This window comes from Streptomyces sp. NPDC030021, from assembly GCF_055574035.1.
In genome coordinates this window covers 82,133-108,075 of sequence record NZ_JBVIAH010000025.1, presented here as the reverse complement: position 1 = coordinate 108,075, position 25,943 = coordinate 82,133, and the positions used below count along the sequence as shown (strand labels likewise).

Genomic DNA, 25,943 nt, shown 5'->3' with positions numbered 1-25,943 from the left:
TCCCTACCCCGGCACGCCCCGACGCGCGCGTGCCCTCACCGCAGGAGCAGCACCATGACCAGCAAGCGTTCCCTGATCCGCCGCGCCACGGCCGTGGCCGCGGCCGCCACCGCCGCACTCGTCCTCACCGCCTGCGGCGGCAACGGCGACGGCTCCGGCTCGGCCCACGACGAGCACGGTTCCTCCGCCTCGCCGTCCGCGTCCGCCCCGGCCCGGCAGGGCGACCACAATGCCGCCGACACGGTCTTCGCCCAGGGGATGATCCCCCACCACCGGCAGGCCGTCGAGATGGCCGGCCTCGCCGCGGCCCGCGCGGAGTCCGCCGAGGTGAAGAAGCTCGCGGAGGAGGTCAGGAAGGCCCAGGATCCGGAGATCAAGACCCTCTCCGGCTGGCTGGCCTCCTGGGGCGAGAAGATCCCGGCCGCGGGCGGGGACCACGGCGGACACGACATGTCCGGCATGATGGCCGCCGAGGAGATGCAGCAGCTCACGGCCTCCTCCGGCAAGGCGTTCGACACCGCCTTCCTCCAGATGATGGTCAAGCACCACGAAGGCGCCGTCGCCATGGCGAAGACCGAGCAGACCGACGGCGCGTACCGGCCCGCCCAGGACATGGCCGCAGCGATCATCACTTCCCAGAGCGCGGAGATCGCCCGTATGAACACCCTTCTCGGCAAGAGCTGACCGGCTCGGCCGCTCCGGTGCGGGCAGCCGGCCCCGGCTGCCCGCATCCCGCCCGTGCCGGCGCAGGCCTGTCAGGGCAGGGGATGATCATCGGGCGGGTACCGGTACGACCGGGGGCGCGGCTCCATCCGGGCCACCACCTCCGCGAGCCGCCCGCAGAGCTGCTTGATCTCCTCATGCGTCCTGTCGCGTTCGGTGATGACGGCCGCGAGAAGGAGGGCCGTCAGCGCGGTCGTGCCGTTGAAGGCCTGGAGCGTCACCATGTTGGTGAAGACGTCGCCGCCCACGAACGGGCCGCTGTCGCCGTCGGCGGCCAGGACCGCCAGCGTCACCACGGCGAGCGCACACGGCGCCGCGCCGGCCAGCCGGAAGCGGAAGGCCGCCGAGATCAGGAACGGGGAGACGAGGAAGAGCAGGTTCGAGTCGCGCGTGCGCGTGGCCAGGAGCGTGACGAGGACCGTACCGAGCGCCAGCGCCACCGCCTCGCACCATCGGCCGATTCCGGCATCCGACGGCCACCGGGCCTTGCGCAGCACGAGCAGGAAGGGGGTGACGACAAGGATTCCCATCGCGTCACCGGTCCACCACACCGACCACGTCGGCCAGAAGTCGGCCGCATCCAGTGCTCCGGAGAGGACCAGTACCCCGCTGCCGATGGTCGAGCTGACCGACATCCCGGCGAGCGCGCCGAGGAAGACCAGTGCCAGTACGTCCCGCAGGCGGTCCAGCTCGTTCCGGAACCCGGCTCTGCGCAGCAGCAGACAGGCGCAGACCGGCGCGAGGGTGTTGCCCGCGGTGATGGCCAGTACGGCGAGCAGTGACGGCCCGAGGAACACGTTGACCAGGAACGCGCCCAGCGCGATGCCCGGCCAGACGCGCAACCCCATCACGAGCAGGGCGGCCAGGGCGACGCCGGTCGGCGGCCACAAGGGGGTGACCTGGTCACGCACCAGCTGTTCGAGAAGGCCGATCTGTGCGGCCCCGTAGTAGACGGCCGCGACGGCGAGGATGCGCAGCACGGTGGACCCGAGACGACCCCTCTCCGTGCTGCCCACGACAGCAGTCTGCGCTCGGATCCCGCTACCGGCGACCCAGTGGCCCCTGCGGCTCCGTCGGTCAGGCCGGCTCCTGGGGGCCGTCGTAGCGGACGACGAGGACCGCGGCGTCGTCGCGGTGTCCCGTCAGGTCGGCCACTTTGACGACGGCGGAGGCCAGTACGTCGGGATCGGCGTCGAACCCCGCGCGCACGAGTCTGGCCACCTCGGCCAGACCGGACTCCATCGGGTATCGGGGGCCCTCCACCACTCCGTCGGTGAGCAGGACGAGCACTCCTGCCTCGGTCAGCCGCCGGTGGGTCACCGGGTACCGCTCACCCGACACGATGCCCAGCGGCGGCCCGCCGCGGTCGAGTGCGATGCCGTGACGGCCGCCGGCCGTGGCCCAGACCATCGGGACGTGGCCCGCCCTGGAGACGGTCAGATCGCGGCTGACCGGGTCGAAGCGAAGGAAACAGCACGTCGCGAAGAGGCCGCACCCCATGCCGATCAGCAGATCGTTGGCGCGGCCCAGTACCTCTCGGGTATCGCTCGTCGTCTGCGCGAGGGCGCGCAGGCTGGTGCGCACCTGTCCCATGAAGGCGATGGCCTCCACGTCGTGGCCCTGCACGTCGCCGACCGTGAGCCCCAGCGACCCGTCGTGCATGACGAAGGCGTCGTACCAGTCGCCGCCCACCTCCAGACCGCCCCGTGAGGGGGCGTACCTGGCGGCCAGCCGCAGCCCGGGCAGCTGTGGCAGCCCGGGCGGGAGCATGTGACGCTGCAGAGCCTCGGCCAGCTCTACCCTGGCCCGCTGGTACTCGATCCGGTCCAGGGCCTGATCGACGAGCTGCCCGAGAGCGACCAGCAGGTCCTGCACATTGTCGGGCTGCTCGGGACGGTGTCCGCGCATGACGGCTCCTGGCTCTCCCACAGCCTCCTCACCTCACCCTAGCCGCTGCCCCCGCACGCCTCCACAGGGGTGATCTCAGGACCCGATCTCGAACTCGGGCGCCCGCTGGCTCTTGAGACAGGCGGTGTTCGGCGCGGCCGGGTCGTCGAAGAACGAGACGGTGATCTCCTGGGCGCACTTCGAGGTCGCGAACACCACGTGCGGCTCGTACGGGACCGTGACGACCTTGGCCTTGGGCAGCGTCCGGGCGACGTACGGCCCGTTGTCCGCCCCGGTCTGGGAGTCGAACCCGCCCGACAGGGCGAGGGTGGGGATGTCACCGCGCGTGACGTCCCGGATCGAGGGCGACGCCGGGGGGACGTTCCAGGCGTCGCAGTCCGGGCGGAGGAAGGTGAGCTGCGGAGCCTGCGCCTGCACCGAGCGGGGGAACGTCGGGAAGGCTTCCTGTCCGCCCCGGAGCGCCTCCTCCTGGCTCTCGTACGGGGTCCACTCGCTGCAGAAGACGCCGTAGACGAGACCGTGCGCAACCCTTCCCATGGCCTGGGGGCTCAGCTTGCCGCCCGCCCACTGCTGCGCGATCCGCTGCGGCTTGCCGTGCGCCAGCTCGTCGAGCGCGGCGGGCACCTGGGGCGCCACGTGGGTTGCGGAGGTCATCCAGTTCACCAGGGCTCCGCCGTCCAGGACGACCTTCACCGGCTTGTCGCTGCCGGGGAGGGTGACGGTGGTGGTGACCGGCTTTGCTTCGAGTTCGCGGACGAGGCGGTCGAAGGTGGCCGACAGGTTCGGATAGCGCTTGTTGCACGCCGGCTGGTCCGCGCAGGCCTTGAACAGGCCGTCGAAGCCCTGCCGGGCGCTGCTCCAGGTCGATGCCGAACCGGACTTGGAGGGCGGCAGTATGCCGTCGATGCCCACCGAGCGGAGCCCCTCGGGGTGCAGGCGCATGTAGACCAGCGCGAGGTGGGTGCCGTAGGAGATCCCGAAGAGGTTCCACTGCTTGATGTCCAGCGCCTTGCGCAGGTCCTCGTAGTCGGCGGCGCTCTCGGTGTCGTTGTAGGCGCCGAGGTCGATCCCGCGGGCCGCCAGTCGGTCGCGGCAGGCCTTCGTGGCCTCGACGTGCAGGCGTTCGGTGGACGGAGCGTCGTAGACGAGGCCGACGGAGCGTGCGTTGAACTCGTCGATGTTGGGGCACAGGAGATCCGGGTCGGCCGAGTACGTACCGCGCTGGGACATGAAGATCACGTCACGGTCGCGGTTCAGGCCGCCGTCGATCGCCATCTTCGCCTCCCCCACGGCGTCGTCGCCGGGTCCGCCCGCGAGCCACACGATGGGGTCGGATTTCGGCTTGTCGGTCGCGGCGGGCACGATCGCGACACCGAGGTCGATGGTCCGGCCGTTCGGTTCGGCGCGGTTCTCGGGCACGGTGAGCGTTCCGCAGCGGGCCTCGTCGAGCGCCTCGATCGGTTCCGGCGTCCTCGGGCAGGGGCCCGGTTCGAAGCGGGCGTCACCCACCGTACGGGCGACCGTGCCGATGGGCGCGTCGGGGCCGGCGCTGGTGTCGGTGCGGGACTGCGCCTGGGCGGGTGCTGCGAGCAGGCCGGTGACGAGGAGACCGGTCACCATGCCGGCCGAGGTGGCCAGGAGCCGTCGTGCGGTGCGGCGCCGACAGGGCGCCAGGTGGAGTGCCATGTGCCCTCCCGGTCAGTTCGGGTGATCGTGAACGGTTCGGGCTCGCGGCCGGGTTTCCGTCGCCGAGTTCGCCGAGCGCCGCCGGGATGTTGCCGATCCCCGCCTTCAGCATGAGCTGTTGCGCCGGTCGTCGAACGTGTCGCCACCGGGGCCGCCCGCCATGAACACCCCAGGGTCCTGGGCCGGTTTCGCCGGTGCGACGGCCGGCTGACCGGCGGACGGGACGGTGTGCTGTGGCATGGGTTCTCGTTCCTGCGCCGCCTTGCGCGGCGGCTGCCCCGCCGGGCCGGGCGGCAGCGGTTCGGACGGAACGCTCGCTCTCGACGCTACCGGGTGGGCCGTACGCGCGCACGCGGAGCGATCAGCGGCCCGCGGTGGCCAGGGCGAAGGGCCCGCCGATGGGCTGCTCCGTCCAGATGGTCTTGCCGGTGCTGGTGAACCGGCAGCCCCAACGGTCGGTGAGCTGGGCCACGAGGAACAAGCCCCGCCCGCCCTCGTCCGTTTCCCGGGCACGACGCAGGCGTGGCTGGGTGCTGCTGGGGTCGGACACCTCGCAGACGAGCACCCGGTCGCGGATCAGCCGGAGCCCGACCGGCCCCCCGGCGTAGCGGATCGCATTCGTGACGAGCTCGCTGGCGACGAGTTCCGTCACGAAGCCCAGGTCGTCCAACTGCCAGTCGGACAGCTGGCCCACCACCAGCTCGCGCGCGTGCGCGACGAGCGAGAGGTCGGCTTCGAGTTCCCACTCGGCGACCTGGTCGGACGAGAGCGCGTGGATGCGGGCGAGCAGCAAGGCGGCGTCATCGACGGGCTCTTGAGGCCGCACCCCGTCGAAAACGGTCCGGCTGAGCTCGTCGAGCGGCAGCCTCGGATCGGCTCCGGCGAACGAGCCCCGCAACCTCTCCATCCCCTCGTCGATGTCGCCGCCCCGGCTCTCCACCAGTCCGTCCGTGAAGAACGCGAGCATGCTGCCGGGCCGTACGCCGAACTCCGTCACCTCGAACGGCACTCCGCCCACCCCCAGCGGCGGCCCCGGCGTCACCCCGAGGAAGACCGGTTCCCCGTCCGGCGGCAGCAGGACCGGCGGCGGATGTCCCGCGGCGGCAGCCGCGCACCGGCCCGCCACCGGGTCGTAGACGGCGTACAGGCACGTCGCTCCCAGCACCGCCGGCTCCGAGCGCTCCGTGCGCTCCGAGCGCTCCGTGCGCTCCGAGCGGGACTCGCCGGCCATCTGCTCCTCGGAGAAGCCGAGTACCAGGTCGTCGAGATGCGTGAGGAGCTCGCCCGGATCCAGATCGAGGTCGGCGAGGGTCTGCACCGCGGTCCGCAGTCGCGCCATGGCCGCGGTGGCGTCGAGGCCGTGGCCGACGACATCCCCGACGACGAACGCGACGCGCAACGACGGCAGGGGGATCACGTCGAACCAGTCTCCGCCGACGCCCAGGCCGCCGCCCGCCGGCTGGTAGACGCCGACCGTTTCGGCGGCGGCGGAGTCCAGGGCCGAGCGCGGCAGCAGGCTCCGCTGCAGGGCCACCACCGACCGGTGTTCCCTGGTGTAGCGGCGCGCGTTGTCCACGCCGAGTGCGGCCCTGGACACGACGTCCTGCAGCAGTGCGGCGTCCTCCTCGCCGAACGCGGAAGGCAGCTGACTGCGCCAGACCGTGACGCAGCCGAGGATCAGGCCTCGCGCGTAGAGCGGCATGGCCACGGAGGAGTGAGCTCCGCTCGGGACGAACAGCGGCAGGGCCTTCGGATCCACGCCGAGCTTCGCGCGCAGGACGGCGACGTCCGGCACCAGCACGGGCAGCCCCTTCATGAGGGGACGCATCAACGTACTGTCCGTCACGGGAGGAAGCGCCTCTCCCACCGCCAGGAGGTCCTCGGCGGATATCTCCGGGCTCTGCGCGGCGGCGGTCCGGCGCAGACGGACGTCGCCGCTGCTGTCGAAGCGCGGGGGCTCGTCGCCCACCAGCACGTTCTCGGCGATGTCCACGGTCGCCAGGTCGGCGAAATCGGGGACGAGCAGATCCACCAGGGTCTCGGCCATCTCGATCACGTCCAGGGAGGTGCCGATGCCCGCGGCGGCGGCCTGGGAGAGCGCCGTCCGGCGTCTGCGCGCGTCTCGCCCGGCGGCCTCCTCCGCCGTTTCCGCCGGGGTGACCAGGACGAGCCACTGCGTACCGGCGCCGGAGTCGCCTGGAGTGCGAGCGGCGAGGCGGACAACCGTGCAGACCAGCGGGACCTTCGGGCCCGCGTGATCGCCACCCGGAACGGTCATCGGGTGCCCGGCCGGTCCGGCATCCGTTCCGGCGCGCGGCAGCATCCCCAGCAGGGGCACACAGGTCCGGCCCGGCGAGCATTCCAGCAGCGTCGCGGCCCGCTCCGAACGGGCGATGACCACGCCTTCGTCGTCCAGGACGACCGCTGCCGTGTCGCTGGCGGAGGCCGAGGCCGGCCCTGGGCCGCGATGCTCCGGTTCACGCATGTCGCCTCCACGCACCGTGACCTTCAGTATCGTCCCCGAGCGGAGACCCGGCGACCCGCAGCACGCGTCTTCGCCGGGCAGGGAGCGAGGCCGGGGCCTGGAGGGGGTGTCCCTCCAGGCCTGCGTGTCAGGACGGGAGCCATGACCGCCAGGTGGCTTCGTTCTGCTTCACCCAGCGGCCGGCCGCTTCCTGCGGTGACAGCTTCTCCTCGGCGATCATCAGGGCGACGTCGTTCTGCATCTCGGTCGTCCACCGGAACTTCTTCAGGAAGGCGGCGGCGTCACCTCCGCCGTCCGCGAAGCGGGCGTTGAGGAACTTCTGCAGCGGCGTGTGCGGGTACGCGCAGGCCACCTTCTGCGGGTCGGCGTCACAGCCCTCCTCGTAGGCGGGCAGCTTCACCTCCGTCATCGGGACCTTCTCGAACAGCCACTGGGGCTTGTACCAGTAGCTCAGGAACGGCTTCTGCTCCTTGGCGAACTGCCTGATCTGGGTGATCTGAGCCGCCTCCGATCCCGCGAACACGACCTGGTAGTCGAGGTCCAGGTTCTTCACGAGGGCCTTGTCGTTCGTCACGTAGGACGGGGAGCCGTCCAGCAGCTGGCCCTTGCCGCCGCTCTCCGCGGTGCGGAACTCGGCTGCGTACTTGTTCAGGTTCTTCCAGTCGGTGACGTCCGGGTGTTCCTCGGCGAAGTACGTCGGCACGAACCAGCCGATGTGGCCGGTCACTCCGAGGTCGCCACCCCGCGCGATCGTCGCCTTGTCGCCGACGTACCGCTTCTCCTGCTCGGGGTGGCCCCAGTCCTCCAGGATGGCGTCCACCCGGCCCTGGCTGAGCGCGTCCCAGGCGGGTACCTCGTCGATCTGGACGGTGTCCACCCGGTAGCCGAGCTCGTGCTCCAGCAGGTACTGGGCGACGGCGACGTTGGCCTGGGCGCCCACCCACGACTGCACGGACAGTGTCACCGTGCGGGAGCCCTTCGCGTCGGCGTACGGGGAGGCCTGGCGGGTCATGTCGGCGGCGCCGCAGCCGGTGAGGGCCGTCAGGGCGACGGCGAGGCCGGCCGCGAGTGCGGCGCGGCGGGTGCGTCGTGCGTGAGCCATCTCAGGCCCCCTTTCCGGCGGGGTCGCGGCGTTCTGTCGGCTGGGTGACGCGGTCGAGCATCAGGCCGAGGCAGACGATCGCCGCGCCGGCCACCAGACCGGTCGCCAGGTCGCCCTGGGCGAGGCCGAAGACCGCGTCGTAGCCGAGCGCGCCACCCCCCACGAGGCCGCCGATGACGACCACGGCGAGGACCAGCACCACGCCCTGGTTGACGGCCAGCAGCAGCGCGGGCCGTGCCAGCGGCAGCTGGACCTGGAGCAGTTGCTGCCGTCCGGTCGCGCCCATCGAGCGCGCGGACTCCAGCGCGGCCGGGTCCACCGCGCGCACGCCCTGGGCCGTGATCCGCACCACCGCGGGCAGCGCGTAGACCACGGCGGCCGCGGCGGCCGGGGCGCGGCCCACGCCGAAGAGGGCGACGACGGGGATCAGGTACACGAACTGCGGCATCGTCTGGAAGACGTCGAGCACCGGACGCAGCGCGCGCCCCAGGCGGGTGCTGCGGGCCGCGGCGACGCCGAGGGCGAAGCCGATCAGCAGGGTCACGGTGACGGCGGCCAGGACCTGGGACAGGGTGTCGAGCGCCGGGTCCCAGACGCCGAGGACACCGATCGTGGCCATCGCGAGGACGGCGGTCGTGGCGGTGCGCCAGGTGCCGATGAGCAGGGCGAGTACGCCGACGGTCAGCAGGACCGCCCACCAGGGCAGCCACTGCAGTCCGTCGCGCAGGGGGTTGAGGACCCACGTGGTGAAGTGCCCCGCCCAGTCCGCGGTGCCGCCGACGAGGGGCACTCCGGAGTAGAGGTGGGCGGTCATCCAGTCGACCGTTTCGTTGACGGGCGCGGCGATGTCCACCGTCCACGCAGCGGGCCAGGAGAGCCCGTCGACGAGGCGGCCGCCGACGACGACCGCGGCCGTCAGCAGGGCGGCGACGGACCGGACGAGCCCGCTCCGGGGGGTCGCAGGGGCGCCGATCCGCTCCCCCGCCGCGGCGGTGACCCGGTCCAGCACGATGGCGAGCAGCACGATCGGCACACCGGCGGCGAGCGCGGCGCCGACGTCGACGGAGGCCAGCGCCTGGTAGACGCGGTCGCCGAGACCGCCCGCGCCGATGACGGACGCGATCACGGCCATTCCCAGCGCCATCATGATCGACTGGTTGACGCCGAGCAGCAGTTCCTTGCGGGCCAGCGGCAGCCGGGCCGTCAGCAGCCGCTGCCTGCCGGTGGCGCCGAGCGAGGTGGCGGCCTCCACGACGCCGGCGTCGGCGTCGCGCAGCCCGAGCGCGGTGAGGCGGGCCATGGGCGGGGCGGCGTAGACGACGGTCGCGAGGACGGCCGCAGGCACGCCGATGCCGAAGACGAGGACGACGGGCAGGAGGTACGCGAAGGCCGGCAGCACCTGCATGGTGTCCAGCACGGGCCGCAGGATCCGGTGCATACGGTCCGACAGGCCGGCGGCCAGCCCGAGGAGACCTCCGAGCAGCACGGATGCGGCGACGGCGACCACCATCAGGGCGAGCGTCTGCATGGTGGGCACCCACATGCCGAGCAGTCCGCACACGGAGAAGGCGGCGCCGGAGGTCAGCGCGAGCCGGACTCCCGCCACCCGCCAGGCCAGCAGAGCGGCGGCGGCGGTGACGCCGGCCCAGCCGAGGGCGAGCAGCACCAGGTACACGGCGCGGACGGACACGACCACGATGTTGCTGACGTGCCCGAAGAAGTAGAGGAAGAGCGGGTGGCCGTCGCGGTTGTCGATGATCCAGTCACTGGCGTGCCCGAGCGGTGCGGACAGGTCGGCGGAGAGCGACGCCGGCCAGTTTCCGGCGCCCAGGAGTACGCAGCCGAGGACGAGCGCGAGCGCCGCGCAGACGCCGATGAGCCGAGCGCGGTGGTGCGCGAGCGTGCGCAGCACACCGGGTCCACCGTCGGTGGGGGTCGTGGTCGTGGTCGTGGTCGTTGGGGCCGGAGGAGCGGGGGTGGCGGTGGTGGTCATCGGCCCCACCGCCGGGCGTCGGCCGGCACCGCACCGGCGCCGGCACCGGCGCCGGTCGTAACGCACGGCGGCGGCCAGGTCGTATGGCCGTACATCAGGCCACCGCCTTCCCGGTCGTGGCCGGGACCCCGGCGACGACACCGAGGAGTCCCGCGTGGTCGACCACCCCGAGGCACCGGCCGTCCTCGACGACCCGCGCGTTCTCGCCGGTACGGGCGACGGCCTCGATGGCCTCGTGGACGGTGGCGCTCGGGGCGAGCGCCGGGCCGGCCTCGGAATCGTCGGCGCGTGCCGGGCGCATCGCCGAGCGCACGGTCAGCACCTGCTCGCGCGGCACGTCCCGGACGAAGTCCCTGACGTAGTCGTCGGCGGGGGCGCCGACGATCTCCTCCGGCGTGCCGAGCTGCACGATCCGGCCGTCGCGCATCAGCGCGATGCGGTCGCCGAGCTTCAGTGCCTCGCTCAGGTCGTGCGTGATGAAGACCATCGTGCGTCCCTCCTCGCGGTGCAGGCGTACGACCTCCTCCTGCATGTCCCGGCGGATGAGCGGGTCCAGCGCGCTGAACGGCTCGTCGAACAGCAGGACCTCGGGGTCCACGGCGAGTGCGCGGGCCAGACCCACGCGCTGCTGCTGGCCGCCGGACAACTGGCCCGGCCTGCGGTGCTCCAGGCCGTCCAGGCCGACCTTGGTCGCGAACTCGGCCGCCCGGTCCCGCCGTTCGCCGCGTCGCACGCCCTGGATCTCCAGCCCGTAGGCGATGTTGTCGAGCACCGTCCGGTGCGGGAGCAGCCCGAAGTGCTGGAAGACCATGGCCGCCCGGTGCCGGCGCAGCTCGCGGAGGCGGCCGGTGTCCATGGACAGCACGTCCTCGCCGTCGATGGAGATCGTGCCCGAGGTCGGTTCGATGAGCCGGGTGAGGCAGCGTACGAGCGTGGACTTGCCCGAGCCCGACAGGCCCATGACGACGAAGACCTCGCCCTTGCGGACGTCGAAGGAGACGTCGCGGACGGCGGCGGTGCAGCCGGTGCGCTCGCGCAGCTCGGCAGCGCCGAGTGCCCCGAGCTCCTTGTCGGCGGGCACGCGGTCCGCCTTCGGACCGAAGACCTTCCACAGGTCGCGTACGGAGAAGACGGGCTCGGCGGAGGGCTGCGGCCCGGTCGCGGTGCGCGGCTGAGTGTGCGGTGTCGCGTGCGGCGTTGCGTGCGGCGTTGCGTGCGGCGTTTTCATCGGGTGGTTCCTCCCAGCAGGTCGGCGCATTTCTCGCCGACCATGAGCACGCCGATCATGGGGTTGACGGCGGTCATGGTGGGGAAGACGGACGCGTCGGCTATCCGGACGCCGTCGAGGCCCCGGATCTTCAGATCGGGCGAGACGACGGCGAGTTCGTCGTCGTCGGCCCCCATCCGGCAGGTGCCGGCGGGGTGGTAGACGGTGTGCGCGACCTGGCGGGCGTACGCGCTGAGTTCCTCGTCGGAGGTCACCTCGGGGCCCGGGCACACCTCCCGCTTGAGCCAGCCGGCCAGGGGTTCGCTCGCCGCGATCCGCCGGGCGATGCGGATCCCGTCGACGAGGGTCCGGGCGTCGTAGTCGTCCTCGTCGGTGAAGTACCGGAAGTCGAGCGCGGGCTTGACCTGGGGGTCGGCGCTCGTCAGGTAGAGCCGGCCGCGGCTGCGCGGCTTGGGGATGTTCGGGGTCATCGACACGCCGTGCGCGGGCCGTTCATAGCCCAGGCGCTCCGGATTGTCGGTGAAGGGGATCTGGTAGAAGTGGAACATCAGGTCCGGGCCCTCGGCCCCGGGGTCCCGGCGGACGAACAGTCCGGCGTCGGAGTCCATCGCGGAGTTCTCCGGGATCGGCCCGTGCGTCTCCCACACGATGACCGACTCGGGGTGGTCGAGCAGGTTCTCCCCGACGCCCGGCAGGTCGTGCACGACGGGGATGCCAAGGTTCTCCAGGTCGGCGCGCGGCCCGATGCCGGAGTGCAGCAGCAGGCGCGGGGTGTCCACGGCCCCGGCGCACACCAGGACCTCGCGCCGGGCGCGTACGACGTGCTCCGCGCCCTCCTTGGTACGGATGTGCACGCCGGTGGCGCGGGTGCCCTCCAGTTCCAGCCGGAACGCCCAGGTCTCCAGAGCCATGTGCAGGTTCGGCCGGTCCAGGAAGGGGTGCAGATAGGCGACGGAGGCGGACGAGCGCTTGTTGTTCTCCGGGTGGTAGGCGAGGTCGAAGAAGCCGGCGCCTTCGTCGAAGGGCCGTCGGTTGAAGCCCTCGATCCGCGGCACGCCGAGCGCGGTCTGCGCCGCGTCGACGAAGTCCCGGGCGATCGCGTTCCGGTCGGCCTCGCCGACGGGGACGATGTTGTTGCGCAGCCGGGCGAAGTAGGGATCCATGGCCTTCGCGTCCCACCCGTCGGCGCCGGCCTCGGCCCACTCGTCCCAGTCGGAAGGGAGGGGTTTGAAGGCGATGAGGGTGTTGTGCGAGGAACAGCCGCCCAGCACCCGCGCACGGCTGTGGCGGATGTGCGAGTTGCCCCGGGGCTGCTCGGTCGTGGGGTAGTCGTAGTCGAGCTCACCGCCGAGCAGGCCCATCCAGCGGCGCAGGGTGAGGACGTCGTCGCGGCCGACGTCGCTGGGGCCGCCCTCGATGACGGCGACGCTGACGTCGGGGTCCTCGGTCAGCCGGGACGCGATGACGGATCCGGCGGTGCCGCCGCCGACGACGACGTAGTCGTACACGTGGTGGTCGTACACGTGGTGGTCGTTCATGCTCAGCCCTTCGCCGTCGTCGTGCCTGCGAACCAGCGCACGGGGCGCGGAGCGAGGTTCTGGTAGATGTGCTTGGCCTCGCGGTATTCGGCAAGACCGCCGGGGCCCAGCTCACGGCCGATGCCGGACTTCCCGAAGCCGCCCCATTCCGCCTGCGGCAGGTAGGGATGGAAGTCGTTGATCCAGACGGTGCCGTGCCGCAGCAGGCCGGCGACCCGCCGGGCCCGGTGTTCGTCGGAGGTCCACACCGCTCCGGCGAGGCCGTACTCGGTGTCGTTGGCGAGGGCGACGGCCTCTTCCTCCGTGCGGAAGGTCTCCACGGTGAGGACGGGGCCGAAGACCTCCTCGCGGACGACGCGCATGCCGCGGTGGCACCGGTCGAGGACCGTGGGCCGGAAGAAGTAGCCGGGGCCGGCCGGCCTCCCGCCGCCCGCGCGCAGGACCGCGCCCTCGGCGAGGGCGGAGGCCACGTACGCCTCGGTCCGCGCCACCTGGGCCGCGGAGACGAGCGGGCCGCACTCGACACCCGCGTCGGTGCCGCGTCCCAGCCGGATCAGTTCGGCCCGGCGGGAGAGCTCGGCGACGAAACGGTCGCGCAGCGGCTCCTCGACGATGAGGCGGGAGCCGGCGGAGCAGACCTGGCCGCTGTGGATGAAGGCGGCGTTGAGCGCCTGGTCGACGGCGGTGTCGAAGCTGTCGGGCGTCGAACAGGCGTCGGCGAAGACGACGTTGGGGTTCTTGCCGCCCAGTTCGAGTGCGACCTTCTTGACGCTGTCGGCTGCCGACCGGGCGACCTTGGTGCCGCTGACGAGACCGCCCGTGAACGAGACGAGGTCGACATCGGGGTGCTCGGCCAGCCGGGCGCCGACCGTGTCGCCGGGGCCGGTGACGACGTTGGCCGCGCCGAGCGGAAGTCCGGCCTCCAGGAGCAGTTCGATCAGTACGACGGTGGTCAGCGGGGTGATCTCGCTGGGCTTGATCACGAAGGTGTTGCCGGCGGCGAGCGCGGGCGCGATCTTCCAGCTGGCCTGGAGCAGCGGGTAGTTCCACGGCGTGATCAGGGCGCAGACACCGACCGGCTCGTGCACGACGACGCTGCGGATCTCGTCCGAACCGGCGTCGACGACCCGTCCGCCACCCTTTTCGTCCTCCACGAGGTCGGCGAAGTAGCGGAAGGCGTCGCGGACGCAGTCGACGTCGACGCGGCCTTCCTCCAGCGTCTTGCCCGCGTCCCGGCTCTCCAGGGCGCCGATCCGCTCGCGGTCGCGCTCCAGCAGTGCGGCGACCCGGCGCAGCAGGGCGGCCCGCTCGGCGACGGGCGTACGAGGCCAGGCACCGAAGTCGAACGCGGCGCGCGCCGCGGCCACGGCGTCGTCGGTGTCCAGGACACCGCCCTCCGCCACGACCTCGAAGGGGGTCGCGTCGACGGGGTCGATGATCTCGCGCGTGGCCCCGGACAGGGCTGCGCGCCACTCTCCGCCCACGTGGATGGTCTGCTGTGCTGCCGTCACGGTACGTATTGCCTTTCGTTCCTTTGAGTCCCCCTGTCGGTCAGACCGACTTGATCCGGCCGCCTGCCCCGACTCCCGAGACCCATGCGCAATGCATTGCGGAGAGTGTTCTGCTTCACTCGCAAAAACGCCCGAAAAAGGGACATAGGGCACGACTCTTCGGCGCGCGGACGTCGCACCGCAGCGGCTCAGGGCCGTGGAGGTTCCGGGCTCACCCGTTCGGAGTACGGCACCCGCAGGGCGGCGGGGCAGGAGTTTGCACAGGTCGGGATCGTCAGGAGCGGGGTGCGCAGGGGGTGGGGCGGATCCGCCCTCAGGCAGCGCGCCGGGGATGCCGTTTACCTGGCAGCACGTTTCCGTGCGAACAGGAGGAGGAGCTCATGGCCAAGCAAGGCAGGACGAAAACCGCCTCGCCCGGAGCGGCGAGGGCGAGGGCGAACCTGGAACGGGCCGTCGCCGACATCGACCGCGTGCTGGGGCTGCAAGAGATCCGGACCGGCCGGGGTGGCGGCGCCGTGATCGCCGGCTTCCAGAGCACCCAGTCGATCGGTTGCAGCACCTACAGCGTGGCCTGCAACCCGGTGTAGATGTGATTCCGGAAATTGAGCACGTTCGCCGGGGCCGCCTGCGGCGCCCCGGCGGATGAGCACCCGTGGAACAGCAGGCGGCCATGGCCGCCCACCACCTCTTCGGCCTCGTCGACAACCGGCACTACGAGCCGTTGTCCCGCCGGGCCATCACCCCGCAGTACCGCGACGCCCTTCAGCGGCTGCTGCCGGACACCTGGGCTCTGGAACGCGGTGACGTGTGGCTGCACGCCCGGATGGTGGCGGGAGTGCCGGGCGTGGCGGGTGTGCCGGGCGCCTCTCGGCGGACGACCCCACCGCCCACCCAGGGCTTCAAGATCCACGTCTCCTCCGCCCCCGCGCACACCCTGCGGCTGTTCGATCTGGTCGTACCCGTATGCGTGGAGAACGGCGTCGAGTTCAAGGCCGCCGCCGATCCGGTAATGCTGGGCGTGATCAACTCGAAGACCCAGGAACGCGGTTTCTCGGGCAAGTTCATGACGATCTACCCGCCCGACGAGGACGTCTTCGTCGGACTGATCGAGACCCTGTACCGACGGACGGCCGACGAGGAGGTCGAGGGCCCGTACATCCTCTCGGACCGCCGCTACCGGGACAGCAAGGTCCTCTTCTACCGGTACGGAGGGTTCCGGCCACCGCGGCGGCTCAACATCGACGGCACGCAGAGCACGTTCCTCGTCTCCCCCGACGGCACGTACGTGGCCGACGAGCGGCTGCCGTACTTCCGGCTGCCCCCTTGGGTCCGCGACCCCTTCGCCGGGGAACCGGCGGAGGATTCCACGGCGCGCCCCGCCGGTGAACCGGCCGCCACCCTCCTGAACGGCCGCTACCGCATCGAGGGCGCCCTGACGTTCTCCAACGCCGGCGGTGTCTACCACGGCACGGACGACGTCACCCGCAAGCCCGTCGTCGTGAAGGAGGCCCGGCGCCTCACCAACTGCTGGACGTCCGGGGAGCGCACGGTCGACTCGGTCGACATGCTGCGCCACGAGTACGACGTACTGCGCCGGCTGGAAGGCCTGGAGTTCGTTCCGCGGCCGGTCGACCTCTTCCGGGAGTGGGAGCACACCTTTCTGGTCGAGGAGCGCGTGGAAGGCATCGCGTTCCACGACTTCTGGGCACAGGACGACGTCATCCTCGCGCCGTACATCCGCCGGGAAGGCCGGGTGGAACGGTTCGTCCCGCGCTTCCGCGAGGTCGCCGGCCGCCTGATCCGCATGGTCGAGGAGGTGCACGCGCGCGGAGTGGTCCTCGGCGACCTGTCGCCGAACAACATCCTGATCGACACCGAGACGCTCCGGATGTGGTTCATCGACTTCGAGAGCGCGGTCCACGAGGACGACGAGGCGGCGCTGCTGACCTACGGCACGCGCTGGGGCACCCCCGGATTCCTCCACCCGGACCGTGCCTCCCGGGACAGGCTCCTTCCCTGCGACGACTGGTACGCGGCGGCCATGCTCCTCTACAGCAGCGTCGTGCCCGCCACCGCGTTCTTCGCCCTCAACCCCCTTGCGCAGGACCTCTTCCTCGACGAACTCGTCGCCCTGGGCGTCCCCGCCCAGGTGAGGTCCGTCGTGTCGTGCCTGACCGCCGGCCGGGTGGACGAGGCGAAATCCGTGCTCGCCGACTGGGAGGACGGGTGACGCCATGACACCTCTGACGAGCGACACCCTCGCGGCCGAGGGCGGTGCCCCGGCCCACCCGGACGCGGAAGTACGGCGCACCCTCGGCGGCATCGCCGACACCCTGCTCCGCACCTACGACGGCCGGCGCACCGACCGCCTCTGGCCCGCGGACTACACGGTGTTCACGACGAACCCGCTCAGCGTGGCCTACGGCGCCTGCGGGCCGGCCCTGTTGCTCCGTTCCCGGGCGGGCACCGAGGGGCCCGCCGCCGCCCTGCCCGCCGAGGTGACCGCCTGGATGCTGGGGCAGCCCCTCGGCACGGACACCTATCCGCCCGGGCTGTACGTCGGGCTGGCCGGGATCGCCTGGGCCTTCCACGATCTCGGCTGGGAGGACAGGGGCGAGGCGGTGATGGAGATGCTCTACGGATCGCCGCTGCTGTACGACGAACCGGGCATGTTCCTCGGGGTCGCCGGGTGGGGGCTGGCCTCCCTGCGCTTCCACGCGAGGACCGGGAAGCAGGTCTACCTCGACCGCGCCGTGCAGGCGGGGGAACACCTGCTCAGGACCGCGCGGCAGGAGGACGGCACCTGCCACTGGCGGTCCTCCCACGACAACAGCGTCCACTACGGGTACGGGTACGGGGCGAGCGGCATCGCGCTCTTCCTCCTCCACCTGCACCTGACAACGGGCGACGCCCGCTTCCGGTCGTACGCCGTCCGCGCCCTGGAGTTCGATCTGGCCCATGCGAGCGAGAGCGGTCTCGGCCTGCAGTGGCAGCGGGTCCAGGACGACCCCGTCGTGTACCCGTACTGGATCCACGGAGGCGCCGGCGTCGGCAGCGTGCTGGTCCGGTTCCACGACCTGCTCGGCATCGAGCGGTACGGCGATCTCGCGCGCCGGGTGGCGGACGACACCTTCGTCAAGTACTCCTACAGTCCCGGCCTCTTCGAGGGTCTGGCCGGAATCGGCGAGTTCATGCTGGACATGTACTCCTTCACCGGCGAGCGCGCATACCGGGACAGGGCTCGCGACATCGCCGGAACCATCCTGTGGTTCAGGGTCGAGAACGAGGACGGCATCGCGTTCCCCGGCCGCTGGCTCAACCGGATCGCCCACGACTACGCGACCGGCTCGGCCGGCATCGGCCTGTTCCTCTCCCGGCTCGTGTCCCCGGGCGAGCGCCCCTTCGTCGACCTCCGGCGGCCCTGAGTCCGGGGCCCGCCTGCCCGGCCCGGTGGGCGGCCGACGCGCCCCGCACCGTCGGGCCTCCGCCACTTGCCGACGATCGGCTCCAGCACCACGGAACCGGGCAGCGCGCCGCGGCCATGTCGTGGGCGTAGACCCCGGGCCGCACCCGGAAGAACCAGTTGCCGGCGGCGACGAAGGTGTGCCGGCAGGCCCGACGCCCCGGGCTCGGGGAGGGGGTGCCGGGCTCCGCGGGACCGGCTCCCGTTCCGGTGTGCGGCCCTCCGCCCTCATGGTGGATCGGGTCGACGGAGACGTGATGTCCGGCCACACCCGGATTGCCCCTGCGGCAGTCGCCCCTGACGGAATGTCACTCCTAGTGGGCTCATGTCTCCCGGAGCGGTGCGTACGCCTCGGGTTCGAGGCCGAACGTCCAGGCCACGCCCTGGCGGGCGGTCCGGGTCGTCGGCGGGACCCGCAGCCAGTAGGTGCGGCGGGTGCCGTCGGGCTCCGGCGTCGAGTTGACGACCTCCACCATCACGACGGCCTCGTCGTCCGGCATGGGTATGCGCCACAGGACACCCGTCTCGTCCCGGTGCACGGGGGCGGCACCCGACTCCCGCAGATAGCGGTCGTACCCGTAGAACTCCAGCATCACCCGGCGCAGTTCGGCATTCTCCTCCTCCCGGATCCGCTCCGGCGTCAGCGTGCCCAGTCCGGCGAGGAATTCGGCCGGGACGGGCATGCCCCGCCACGCGTACAGCGCGAACCCGTCGGGGAACGCCAGCGCCGGGCCGTCCCCTCGGTCCAGCCTGCCCGCCTCGTCGCGGTGCAGCTCCACCGGGCGCTCGCACAGCACGGCCAGCCGTTCGTAGGGCCACCACCAGCCGGCCGAGCGGGCCAGGACACCGAGTCCGTGCAGGGGTGTGCCCTCCCCCGTGTCGAAGGCGCACAGCCAGGCCGCGTCGTGCTGCCCGAGCACCGCGTCCAGGAGCAGCAGGCGCAGCGACCGCTCCGCGGCCGCGGGGGCGGTGGCCCCGGCCGTCAGCTCCTCGACGAGACCGCTGCGGACCCGTTCCGCCAGGCGTTCCGTGTTCTCCCACAGGCGGCCGCCCGTCGCGCTCCAGTGCCGCCCCCAGCCCTGCGGGCCGAGCCTGTGCTGCGCGCGGTCCCGTTCGGCGGCCCACGGCGCGCTGCGCACCGCCTCCCGTACGCCGCGCCCGCGCGCGGCCGGCCCGCACGGCCCGTCGTCCCCGCCGAGCAGGCGCACCGCCTCCCGGGGCGAGTCCGCCCAGACGATCCGCTCCGGCTCCGCCAGGCCCGCGGCCCGGTACGCCAGGCGCACCCCGGCCTCCGCGGCCACGCGGTCGGCCGGCCCGGTGGCCGCCGCGGCCGCCCTCCACACGTCGATGTCCGTCAACACGATCCCGCTCCCCCACTGTCCGACACGCTGTCAGTCCGCCACGATCCGTACCGCTCCGGGCAGGTACTCCCGCTGCCGCACGACCCGGTACCAGCCCTTGGGCAGAGGTATCGCGGCGTGCTCCTCGTGCACCACCCGCCCGCCGTCCGGGAGATGCAGCAGCAGCGGGCCGAAGACCCCCGGTTCGCGGACGAGCCGCCCGGGCCCGAGCACGGCGTGTGCGTGCCCGGTGACCTCGCCCAGCGCGAGGACCATCCGGCCCCGCCCGTCCCGCGGCTCCTGTTCCGCGTCGGCCGCGTGCGGCGGCACCGCCGACTCGTCGAGCGGCACGATGAGCACGTCCCCCTGCCGGTACATGGGTGTCCCCTTCCCCCACGCGCCGCCCGGTGCGCCGCGTTCTTCTCCGAAGGTAGGGGGCGGGTCTGACAACGGCCTTCCACCCGCCCCGCACCGTCCCCGCACCGGCCCTGCCTCGGCCCCTGTCAGTGCGCCTTGGTACAACTTGCAGCACATCGGACGCGACAGGCGAGGAACGGCGGGCACCCCATGAGTTACCCGAGACACCTGACGGAATCGTGCGGGCTGCCCGTCTTCGATTTCCCGAGCCCGGGGGACGCGGAGACGACCCCGCTGCCAGCGGCGGACGCCGTCGCGTGGCGGATCTCCAGCGACAGCTACGACAGCGAGGAGAGCTGGACCGAGGCGTTCGCCCGGTTCGCCGCCGCGGTCGACACCACCGTGGTTCGCGCGATCGTCGTCGGCTCCTGGGAGGAGGCCTACGAGAGCGGGCCCGAGGAGATCATCGGCGCCCTTCTCGACGCACGCCCCCGCCTGCCCGCCCTGCGGGGCCTGTTCCTCGGGGACATGGAGTCCGAGCAGTGCGAAATTTCGTGGATCAGCCAGAGCGACGTCGGCCCGCTCCTCGACGGCTTCCCGGAGCTGGAGGAGTTCGGCGTGCGCGGCGGCTCCGGGCTGGTCTTTCCCGCCGTCACGCACCACAGGCTCCGCTCCCTGACCGTCGAGACCGGCGGCATGCCCGCCGAGGCGGTCCGCGGCGTCGCCGCCAGTGACCTGCCCGCCCTGGTCCACCTCGACCTGTGGCTCGGCACGAGCAACTACGGCGGGGACGCGGCGATCACCGACATGGCGCCGATCCTCGACGGCGACCGGCTGCCGCGCCTGCGTCACCTGGGCCTGCGCAACAGCGACATCCAGGACGAGATCGCCACGGCCGTCGCGTCCGCTCCCGTCGTCGCCCGCCTGGAGACCTTCGACCTGTCCATGGGCGTCCTCACCGACCAGGGAGCCGCCGCCCTGCTCTCCGGACAGCCCCTGACGCACCTCAAGAAGCTGGACCTGCACCACAACTACCTCGGCGAGCCGCTGCGCGAGCGCCTCCAGGAGGTCCTGGGCGGCGCCGGCGTCACCCTCGACCTGAGCCGCGGCCACGCCGACGAGGACGAGTACGACGGCCGCACCTGGCGCTACGTCGCCGTCGGCGAGTAGCGCGCGGGTCATGACGGACCACGCACCACCGCCGCGCTGGGCGGTCGTCGGCAATCCGGAGAACCGGCGCGTCGCCCTGTTCTCCGGGGCGGTGCGCGACGCCGGGCTGCCCGCTCCGCGCGTCGTGCCCTGGACGGACGTCCTCGGCGCGGGCGGCGCCGCCTTCGCCGCCGACGAGATCGTGCGGATCGAGTCGCCGGGGGAGAACGCCGAGGTCGACCGGCTCCTGCGCGGCGCCGGGGACCTCACCCGCGTGGAGGGCGGGGCCCGCTGGTACGCCGCCTTCACGGCGGCCGTCCGGTCGCTGACCGGCGGCCTGCGCCTCGACGACCCCGACGAGCTGGCCGTCCTCTTCGACAAGCGGCTCTGCCACGAGGTCCTCGCCCGCGCCGGGGTGCCCGTTCCGCCGTCGCCGACCTCCGGCGGCGACGCCCCCGTACGCGGCTGGGACGACGTACGGGCCCTCATGGCCGCGCACGGCATGCCGCGGGTGTTCCTGAAGCCGGCCCACGGGTCCTCGGCCTCCGGTGTCGTCGCCGTCGAGACGGCCGTCGGGGGCCGGATCAGGGCGACCACCTCCGCGGAGAGCGCGGAGGGCGGCCGGCTGCACAACTCCCTGCGGGTACGGCGCCTCACGCGCGAGCCGGAGGTCGCCGCGCTGGTGGATGCCCTCGCCCCCGACGGACTCCACGTCGAACGCTGGTGGCCCAAGGCCTCCCTCGGGGACGGGGCGGCCGACCTGCGCGTGGTCGTCGTGGCCGGCCGGGCCACCCACGCCGTGGTCCGCACCAGCCGGACCCCCATGACCAACCTCCATCTCGGCGGCCGGCGCGGCGACCTGGCCGCCGCGGTCCGCGCGGCGGGCCCCGCCTGGGCCGAGGCCCTGCGGACCTGCGAGCGGGCCGCGGCCTGCTTCCCGGGCACCCTGTGCGTCGGTGTCGACCTGCTGCCCGCGGTCGGCTGGCGCCGGTTCGCCGTCGCCGAGGTCAACGCCTTCGGCGACCTCCTGCCGGGCCTGACCGGGCTGCCCGGCAGCGGCGCCGAGGGCCAGGACACCTATGCCGCGCAAGTGGCCGCCGCCATCCGAAGACACGTACAGCACCACCCCACGAGGAACCACCGTGCACCCGCCTGAGACCCCAGCGCTCCCCCTCCCGCTCCCGCTCCCCGACATGAACGAGGTCGTCGGCCGCGACGACGTGCTCCTGATCACCCTGGACACCCTGCGCCACGACGTCGCCGTCGAACTGGCCGCCGCCGGACGCATTCCGAACCTGGCCCGGCACCTGCCCGGGGGTGTCTGGGAGGAGCGGCACGCCCCGGGCAGCTTCACCTACGCCTCCCATCAGGCGATGTTCGCCGGCTTCCTGCCCACCCCCGCCCGGCCCGGCCCGCACCCCAGGCTGTTCGCCGCCCGCTTCGCCGGCAGCGAGAGCACCGCCGGCCGCACGTACGTCTTCGACACCCCCGACCTGGTGTCCGGTCTCGCCGCGGCCGGGTACCGCACGGTGTGCGTCGGCGGCGTCGGCTTCTTCAACAAGCAGGGCGCGCTGGGCGGCGTACTCCCCGGCATGTTCCAGGAGAGCCACTGGGAACCGGCCTTCGGTGTCGCGTCGCCCACCTCCTTCGAGGCACAGGTCGAGCGGGCCGAACAGGTCGTCGCCGCGCTCCCCGCCGACCGGCGGCTGTTCCTCTTCGTCAACGCCTCGGCGCTGCACCAGCCCAACTGGTTCCACCTCGCCGGCGCCACCGCCGAAGCGGGCGACACGCGTGCCACCCACGCCGCCGCCCTCGAATACATCGACCGGCACATCGGCCGGCTGTTCACCGCCATGAGCTCCCGCCGCCGCTGCTTCGCCATCGTCTGCTCCGACCACGGCACCACCTACGGCGACGCCGGCTACACCGGCCACCGCCTCGCCCACGAGGCCGTCTGGACCGTGCCGTACGCCCACTTCTTCCTGGAGCCGTCCGCATGACCGCCCCCGCCCCCGCGCCCGCCCCGCTCGCGCCCACCGCGCCGCCGCCGGGCAGCCCGTACAGCGCCTACGTGTACGCCTACCCCCACAAGACCGCCTACCGGCCGCTGCCCGAGCGGCCCGCCCTGCGGGACCTGTGGCACGGCGAACGCAAGGACGCCCTCTCCCTCTACCTCCACATACCGTTCTGCGAGGTCCGCTGCGGCTTCTGCAACCTCTTCACCCGCATCGGCGCCCCCGACGGGCTCACCGGCCGCTACCTCGACGCCCTGGAGCGCCAGGCCACCGCCGTCCGCGACGCCCTCGGCGACGACGGCCCGGTCTCCTTCGCCAACGCCGCCTTCGGCGGCGGGACGCCCACCTTCCTGACGGCTCTCGAACTGGAACGGCTCTGCGACATCGCCGAGCGGCGCATGGGCGCCGACCTGCGCGCCGTCCCGCTGTCCGTCGAGACGTCCCCGGCCACCGCCACCGCCGACCGGCTCGCCGTCCTCGCCGAGCGCGGCGCCACCCGTGTCAGCATCGGCGTCCAGAGCTTCGTCGCCGAGGAGGCCCGGGCGGCCGTACGCCCCCAGCGCCGCGCCGATGTCGAGGCGGCGCTCGGCCGGATCCGCGACGCCCGCGTCCCCGTCCTCAACATCGACCTCATCTACGGCATCGACGGCCAGACCCCCGCCACCTGGCGCACCTCCCTGGACGCCGCCCTCGCCTGGCGCCCCGAGGAGCTGTACCTGTACCCCCTGTACGTCCGCCCCCTCACCGGGCTCGCCCGGCGCACCGCGCTCACCGACCGGGCCTGGGACGAGCAGCGCCTGAGCCTCTACCGGCAGGGCCGCGACCACCTCCTCGCGCACGGCTACGAGCAGGTGTCGATGCGCATGTTCCGGCTCGCCGGTACGGCGCCCCAGGGCCCGGACGATCACGCCTGCCAGACCGACGGCATGATCGGCCTGGGCTGCGGCGCCCGTTCCTACACCTCCGCGCTGCACTACTCGTTCGACTACGCGGTCGACATGGGCGAGATCCGCGGGATCATCGACGACTACACCGCCACCGGCGACTTCACCCGCGCCGTCCACGGCCGTCCCACCAACGGCGACGAGGCGCGCCGCCGCCACCTCCTCCAGTCGCTGCTCCAGGCGCAGGGCATGCCGGTCGCCGACTACCGGGAGCGGTTCGGCGCCGGCCCGCACGAGGACTTCCCCGCCGAACTGGCCGCGTTCGCCGCCCGCGGCTGGCTCGACGAGGACGGCGCGGGCCCGCTCCTGCGCCTCAGCCCCGAGGGCCTGGCCCACTCCGACGCGCTCGGCCCCGAGCTGTTCTCACCGGCCGTACGGGCCGCGATGGCCGCCTACGAGGCCAAGTAGCCGCCGTGGACCTCACCCTGCTCTACCGCGGCCCGCTGGCCTCCTGCGACTATGACTGCCCGTACTGCCCCTTCGCCAAGCGGCGCGACACCACGGCCCAGCTGCGCGCCGACCGGGCCGCCCTCGAACGGTTCACCGGCTGGGCACGCTCCCGTACCGGGGAGGACCGGCTCTCCCTGCTGTTCACCCCGTGGGGCGAGGGGCTCGTCCGCTCCTGGTACCGCCGCGCCCTCGTCGACCTCTCGCACCAGCCGCACGTCGGCCGCGTCGCCATCCAGACCAACCTCAGCTGCCGCACGGACTGGCTCGCGGAGGCCGACCCGGCCACGCTCGCCCTCTGGTGCACCTACCACCCGGGGCAGACCCCGTACGACCGCTTCCTGGCCAAGCTGCGTGACCTCGCCGACCGGGGCATCCGCCACAGCGTCGGCATCGTCGGCCTCCCCGAGAACCTGGAACACGCCCGCAGGCTGCGCGCCGCCCTGCCCGCCCACGTCTACCTGTGGGTGAACGCGGCCGACGGCCACGGCTACACCGACGCCGAGGCCGGCCTGTGGACCGCCCTCGACCCGCTGTTCCCGTACAGCCGGCACCCGCACCGCTCGGCCGGACTGCCGTGCCGCACCGGCGAGTCGGTGATCTCGGTGGACGGCGACGGCACGGTCCGCCGCTGCCACTTCGTCCGCGCCGAGCTCGGCAACCTCTACGACGGCTCCTACCGGACGGCGCTCGGCCCCCGTCCGTGCCCGCTGACCACCTGCGACTGCCACATCGGCTACGTCCACCTGGAGACGCTGCCGCTCTACGACGTCTTCGCGGGCGGCGTCCTGGAACGCGTCCCGGCGGCCGGCCCACCCCTGATCCCCCTGCTCGGGCGGACCCCGGCTCCCGGCCCCACGGGAACGCGATAAACTTAGGCTCACCTAACTCTCGTCGCCGCTTGGAGACTTCATGCCCCTGGAGACCGTCTTCGCCGCATACGGGCTGCCTGGCGAGCCGGGGTCCGAGGAGTTCTGGGCGGCGGCCGCGGGGCCCGGGTCGCTGCCTGCCGAGGGCGGTGGCTGGACGACCCTGTTCCTGTGGCGGGGCGCCGCGGCCGACCTCGCCTTCGAGAGCTGGTCGGACGACGTGCCGTTGCGCCGCTGGCGCGCGACGGACTGCTGGTACGCCGAGGTCCGCATGCCCGCGCGGCTGTGGGTGACGTACCGGTTCCTCGTGGACGGCACGGCGTACGCCGACCCGTTCAACCCGGCCGGGGCGGGCGGGGACCGGTCCGTCGCCGCCACCCCGGACGCTCCGGCCCAGCCGCACTGGTCCGCCTTCGGGGCCGACGACGTGCTGCCCGTGCCGCGGACCCGGGTCCGCTGGGCGAGCGAGCGGCTCGGCGGGCGGCGGACCGTACGGGTCCATCCGGCGGGCGGCGGCGGACCCGTGGTGCTGCTGCTGGACGGGGACGACTGGCTGTACCTGCACCCGGCCATGACCGCCTTCGACTCCGCCGTCGCCGGTGGCGAGATGCCTCCCGTCACGCTCGTATTCCTGCCGACGAGGGACCGGGAGGCCGAGTTCGGGTGCCGGCCGGAGCTGTGGGAGGCGGTCCGGGACGAACTGCTGCCGCTGGTCGCGGAGTCCGGCGTACCCGCGGACGGGGACCGGCTGGTGGTCGCCGGGCAGAGCCTGGGCGGGCTGAGCGCGGTGTACGCGGCGCTGGAGTTCCCGGATCTGGTGTCCCGGGTCGCCTGCCAGTCGGCCTCGCTGTGGTGGACACCCGAGGCCGTGAAGTCGGCGGACCCGCTCGGCGGCCCGCTCGGCGGCTCCGTCGCCGCACGCCTGCGGGAGCGCCCCGACCTGTCCGGCCTGCGGATCGCCTTCGACGTGGGGGAACACGAGACGCGGATGCTGCCCCATTGCGAGCTGGTCGAGACCCTGGCCGAGCAGGCCGGAGCGACCGTGCGGGCCTCGCGGTCGGCGTCGGGCCACGACCGCGCGGGCTGGCGCCAGGCCCTGCTCCGGGACGTGGCCTGGGCGCTCGGCTAGGGCGTGTCTCCTGGATCGGGCCGGACCCCGCGAGCCCGGCCTGATCCGCGAGACAC

21 protein-coding genes are annotated in these 25,943 nt (G+C 72.8%); 10 read left to right on the top strand and 11 right to left on the bottom strand.

All coding sequences use genetic code 11. The features are described 5' to 3' along the window. Positions 1-54: 54 nt before the first annotated feature. Positions 55-684: a DUF305 domain-containing protein gene (locus ACZ4YL_RS35405; RefSeq protein WP_468122027.1), complete on the top strand. Its 630-nt coding sequence runs from the start codon at positions 55-57 to the stop codon at positions 682-684. 71 nt (positions 685-755) lie between these two features. Here the strand turns inward: ACZ4YL_RS35405 and ACZ4YL_RS35400 are convergent, their stop codons facing one another. From ACZ4YL_RS35400 to ACZ4YL_RS35360, 9 genes are all read right to left on the bottom strand, one after another. After that, the gene (locus ACZ4YL_RS35400; protein WP_468122025.1) at positions 756-1,739 is read right to left on the bottom strand and encodes an MASE1 domain-containing protein; all 984 of its coding nucleotides are present in this window, start codon (positions 1,737-1,739) and stop codon (positions 756-758) included. A gap of 61 nt (positions 1,740-1,800) precedes the next feature. Then, positions 1,801-2,631, bottom strand: coding sequence for a PP2C family protein-serine/threonine phosphatase (locus tag ACZ4YL_RS35395; protein ID WP_468122023.1), 831 nt, complete (start codon positions 2,629-2,631; stop codon positions 1,801-1,803). 75 nt (positions 2,632-2,706) lie between these two features. Further along, positions 2,707-4,317 carry an alpha/beta fold hydrolase gene (locus ACZ4YL_RS35390; protein ID WP_468122022.1) on the bottom strand — a complete coding sequence of 537 codons (1,611 nt, stop codon included), beginning with the start codon at positions 4,315-4,317 and terminating at the stop codon, positions 2,707-2,709. Between the two features lie 361 nt (positions 4,318-4,678). After that, a complete protein-coding gene (locus ACZ4YL_RS35385) occupies positions 4,679-6,802 on the bottom strand; it encodes an ATP-binding SpoIIE family protein phosphatase (protein WP_468122020.1) in 2,124 nt (707 codons plus the stop codon). 127 nt (positions 6,803-6,929) lie between these two features. After that, positions 6,930-7,904 carry an ABC transporter substrate-binding protein gene (locus ACZ4YL_RS35380; RefSeq protein ID WP_468122019.1) on the bottom strand — a complete coding sequence of 325 codons (975 nt, stop codon included), beginning with the start codon at positions 7,902-7,904 and terminating at the stop codon, positions 6,930-6,932. Position 7,905: 1 nt separating this feature from the next. Further along, positions 7,906-9,897 (bottom strand): ABC transporter permease subunit, encoded by a 1,992-nt coding sequence (locus ACZ4YL_RS35375; RefSeq protein WP_468122017.1) that lies wholly within the window; start codon positions 9,895-9,897, stop codon positions 7,906-7,908. Positions 9,898-9,991: 94 nt separating this feature from the next. Then, the gene (locus ACZ4YL_RS35370; RefSeq protein ID WP_468122016.1) at positions 9,992-11,125 is read right to left on the bottom strand and encodes a quaternary amine ABC transporter ATP-binding protein; all 1,134 of its coding nucleotides are present in this window, start codon (positions 11,123-11,125) and stop codon (positions 9,992-9,994) included. Then, complete coding sequence (locus tag ACZ4YL_RS35365; protein WP_468122014.1) at positions 11,122-12,663, bottom strand: GMC family oxidoreductase; 1,542 nt, start codon at positions 12,661-12,663, stop codon at positions 11,122-11,124. The genes ACZ4YL_RS35370 and ACZ4YL_RS35365 overlap by 4 nt, the downstream gene beginning before the upstream one ends. Before the next feature lie 2 nt (positions 12,664-12,665). Beyond that, complete coding sequence (locus ACZ4YL_RS35360) at positions 12,666-14,174, bottom strand: aldehyde dehydrogenase family protein (RefSeq protein ID WP_468122012.1); 1,509 nt, start codon at positions 14,172-14,174, stop codon at positions 12,666-12,668. 380 nt (positions 14,175-14,554) lie between these two features. On the opposite strand from ACZ4YL_RS35360, the gene ACZ4YL_RS35355 reads away from it, so the two are divergent. The 3 genes from ACZ4YL_RS35355 (at position 14,555) to ACZ4YL_RS35345 (ending at position 17,599) form a co-directional block, all read left to right on the top strand. Then, positions 14,555-14,761 (top strand): hypothetical protein, encoded by a 207-nt coding sequence (locus ACZ4YL_RS35355; protein ID WP_468122010.1) that lies wholly within the window; start codon positions 14,555-14,557, stop codon positions 14,759-14,761. A 65-nt stretch (positions 14,762-14,826) separates the two neighbouring features. After that, positions 14,827-16,404 (top strand): class III lanthionine synthetase LanKC N-terminal domain-containing protein, encoded by a 1,578-nt coding sequence (locus tag ACZ4YL_RS35350; protein WP_468122008.1) that lies wholly within the window; start codon positions 14,827-14,829, stop codon positions 16,402-16,404. A gap of 4 nt (positions 16,405-16,408) precedes the next feature. Beyond that, positions 16,409-17,599, top strand: coding sequence for a lanthionine synthetase C family protein (locus tag ACZ4YL_RS35345; protein WP_468122007.1), 1,191 nt, complete (start codon positions 16,409-16,411; stop codon positions 17,597-17,599). 361 nt (positions 17,600-17,960) lie between these two features. On the opposite strand, the gene ACZ4YL_RS35340 is transcribed toward ACZ4YL_RS35345, so the two are convergent. Next, positions 17,961-18,995 (bottom strand): DUF6745 domain-containing protein, encoded by a 1,035-nt coding sequence (locus ACZ4YL_RS35340; protein WP_468122041.1) that lies wholly within the window; start codon positions 18,993-18,995, stop codon positions 17,961-17,963. A 33-nt stretch (positions 18,996-19,028) separates the two neighbouring features. Beyond that, entirely contained in the window at positions 19,029-19,355 is a 327-nt protein-coding gene (locus tag ACZ4YL_RS35335; protein ID WP_382537094.1) for a hypothetical protein, read from the bottom strand. A 189-nt stretch (positions 19,356-19,544) separates the two neighbouring features. Here ACZ4YL_RS35335 and ACZ4YL_RS35330 point away from each other — a divergent pair, with 189 nt between their 5' ends. From ACZ4YL_RS35330 to ACZ4YL_RS35305, 6 genes are read left to right on the top strand one after another with little or no spacing between them, the layout of a single operon-like run. Then, positions 19,545-20,504, top strand: a complete 960-nt coding sequence (locus ACZ4YL_RS35330; protein ID WP_468122005.1) for an STM4015 family protein — start codon at positions 19,545-19,547, stop codon at positions 20,502-20,504. A 10-nt stretch (positions 20,505-20,514) separates the two neighbouring features. Then, complete coding sequence (locus ACZ4YL_RS35325) at positions 20,515-21,639, top strand: STM4014 family protein (protein WP_468122004.1); 1,125 nt, start codon at positions 20,515-20,517, stop codon at positions 21,637-21,639. A gap of 37 nt (positions 21,640-21,676) precedes the next feature. After that, positions 21,677-22,483 carry an STM4013/SEN3800 family hydrolase gene (locus tag ACZ4YL_RS35320; protein ID WP_468122003.1) on the top strand — a complete coding sequence of 269 codons (807 nt, stop codon included), beginning with the start codon at positions 21,677-21,679 and terminating at the stop codon, positions 22,481-22,483. After that, positions 22,480-23,850: an STM4012 family radical SAM protein gene (locus tag ACZ4YL_RS35315; protein ID WP_468122002.1), complete on the top strand. Its 1,371-nt coding sequence runs from the start codon at positions 22,480-22,482 to the stop codon at positions 23,848-23,850. Before ACZ4YL_RS35320 ends, ACZ4YL_RS35315 begins: the two co-directional genes overlap by 4 nt. A gap of 5 nt (positions 23,851-23,855) precedes the next feature. Continuing rightward, a complete protein-coding gene (locus ACZ4YL_RS35310; protein ID WP_468122001.1) occupies positions 23,856-24,761 on the top strand; it encodes an STM4011 family radical SAM protein in 906 nt (301 codons plus the stop codon). 40 nt (positions 24,762-24,801) lie between these two features. Next, positions 24,802-25,887 carry an alpha/beta hydrolase-fold protein gene (locus ACZ4YL_RS35305; RefSeq protein WP_468122000.1) on the top strand — a complete coding sequence of 362 codons (1,086 nt, stop codon included), beginning with the start codon at positions 24,802-24,804 and terminating at the stop codon, positions 25,885-25,887. The last annotated feature ends 56 nt before the right edge of the window (positions 25,888-25,943 follow it).